Annotated in this window: 1 tRNA gene and 2 rRNA genes (1 of these 3 cut by a window edge); all 3 read right to left on the reverse strand. The window is 54.5% G+C overall.

Annotated elements, in window-relative coordinates:
- Positions 1-64: 64 nt before the first annotated feature.
- Positions 65-141 (reverse strand) — tRNA-Met (locus ASC97_RS20525).
- Positions 142-329: 188 nt separating this feature from the next.
- Positions 330-444, reverse strand: a 5S ribosomal RNA gene (rrf, locus tag ASC97_RS20530).
- Positions 445-668: 224 nt separating this feature from the next.
- Positions 669-2500, reverse strand: a 23S ribosomal RNA gene (locus ASC97_RS20535) (it continues 1140 nt past the right edge of the window).

A 2500-nucleotide genomic window follows, 5' to 3' on the forward strand; every position in this document is an offset into this window, starting at 1 on the left:
GAAACGCAAAAAGCTCCTCGACGGTTAGGCGGAGGAGCTTTGTTTTGGGTGTCTTTGAAGATTCTGGTTGCGGGGGCAGGATTTGAACCTGCGGCCTTCAGGTTATGAGCCTGACGAGCTACCGGGCTGCTCCACCCCGCGCCAAATGGGTGCCTTTTTGGGTCACCCGATGAGTTTTGTGTCCGTTGGCCCTGACAGCAGAAAGGACCGCTTTGTGGGCGGCCCTTTTGATCGGCTGGGCCGAAGTTTCGTGATGAGAAGATATGTTGTTTCGCATGCAGCTTTGGGAAGTCCATGACTTCCGGCGCATGCGATGTTGCGTTTCGCAGACCTGGCAGCGACCGACTCTCCCGCGTCTTAAGACGAAGTACCATAGGCGCTGGGGCATTTCACGGCCGTGTTCGGAATGGGAACGGGTGCAGCCGCCCCGCCATAACCACCAGGTCAGCGAAGCGCAACATTGTGAGAAGCTGGGTGGCGTTCGCCACTTTCTTATTTAAACACGTCGTTGGAGCCTCTTTCCCGACGGTGCTTTTGGCACCGATACAGGCCAGAGGCCGTCGCGCTTGATAGCGCGGGCCGTCCGCAGCGCATTTTCGCGCGTCAGGACAGAGAAGTTGTTGTTGCGTGCTCCATCAAGCGGAGCTTGATGAGCACTGGCAACAAGAACGATCAAGCCAATCGAGCTATTAGTACCGGTAAGCTTCATGCATTGCTGCACTTCCACACCCGGCCTATCAACGTGGTCGTCTTCCACGGCTCTGATAGGGAATACTCGTTTTCAGGTTGGTTTCCCGCTTAGATGCCTTCAGCGGTTATCCATTCCATATGTAGCTACCCTGCTATGCCCTTGGCAGGACAACAGGTCCACCAGAGATATGTCCATCCCGGTCCTCTCGTACTAGGGACAGATCCTGTCAATATTCCTACACCCACGGCAGATAGGGACCGAACTGTCTCACGACGTTCTGAACCCAGCTCACGTACCGCTTTAATTGGCGAACAGCCAAACCCTTGGGACCTGCTCCAGCCCCAGGATGCGATGAGCCGACATCGAGGTGCCAAACAACCCCGTCGATATGGACTCTTGGGGGTCATCAGCCTGTTATCCCCGGCGTACCTTTTATCCGTTGAGCGATGGCCCTTCCACGCGGGACCACCGGATCACTATGACCGACTTTCGTCTCTGCTCGACTTGTCAGTCTCGCAGTCAGGCGGGCTTATGCCATTGCACTCGACGACCGATTTCCGACCGGTCTGAGCCCACCATCGCGCGCCTCCGTTACTCTTTCGGAGGCGACCGCCCCAGTCAAACTACCCACCATACACTGTCCCGGATCCGGATAACGGACCGCGGTTAGACATCCATGACGATAAGGGTGGTATTTCAAGGATGGCTCCACAGAAACTGGCGTCCCTGCTTCAAAGCCTACCACCTATCCTACACATGCCGACACGAATGCCAGTGTAAAGCTATAGTAAAGGTGCACGGGGTCTTTCCGTCTGACCGCAGGAACCCCGCATCTTCACGGGGAATTCAATTTCACTGAGTCTATGTTGGAGACAGCGGGGAAGTCGTTACGCCATTCGTGCAGGTCGGAACTTACCCGACAAGGAATTTCGCTACCTTAGGACCGTTATAGTTACGGCCGCCGTTTACTGGGGCTTCGATTCAAAGCTTGCACCTCTCCTCTTAACCTTCCAGCACCGGGCAGGCGTCAGACCCTATACGTCGTCTTGCGACTTCGCAGAGCCCTGTGTTTTTGATAAACAGTCGCTACCCCCTGGTCTGTGCCACCCCACCATAGTTGCCTATAATGGGGTCACGCTTCTTCCGAAGTTACGCGTGCAATTTGCCGAGTTCCTTCAACATAGTTCTCTCAAGCGCCTTGGTATACTCTACCTGACCACCTGTGTCGGTTTCGGGTACGGTCTATACGGTGGAGCTATTTCCTGGAACCGCGTCCCTGCCCAGACAATCCAATAAGTCTGAACAAGTTGAGCAATCCGTCACTACCACCAGGCCCACGAATATTAACGTGGTTCCCATCGACTACGCATTTCTGCCTCGCCTTAGGGGCCGGCTAACCCTGCTCAGATTAACTTTAAGCAGGAACCCTTGGTCTTTCGGCGAGAGGGTCTCTCACCCTCTTTATCGTTACTCATGTCAACATTCGCACTTCCGATACCTCCAGGACCCCTCACAGGTATCCCTTCACAGGCTTACGGAACGCTCCGCTACCACAGTATAACCCGAAGGTTATCACTATCCTCAGCTTCGGTGCATGGCTTCAGCCCCGTTACATTTTCGGCGCAAAGACCCTTATTTAGACCAGTGAGCTGTTACGCTTTCTTTAAATGATGGCTGCTTCTAAGCCAACATCCTGGTTGTTTTGGGATCCTCACATCCTTTCCCACTTAGCCATGACTTGGGGACCTTAGCTGGAGGTTAGGGTTGTTGCCCTTTTCACGACGGACGTTAGCACCCGCCGTGTGTCTG

It is taken from the genome of Rhizobium sp. Root1203 (assembly GCF_001424945.1).
GTDB lineage: Bacteria > Pseudomonadota > Alphaproteobacteria > Rhizobiales > Rhizobiaceae > Rhizobium.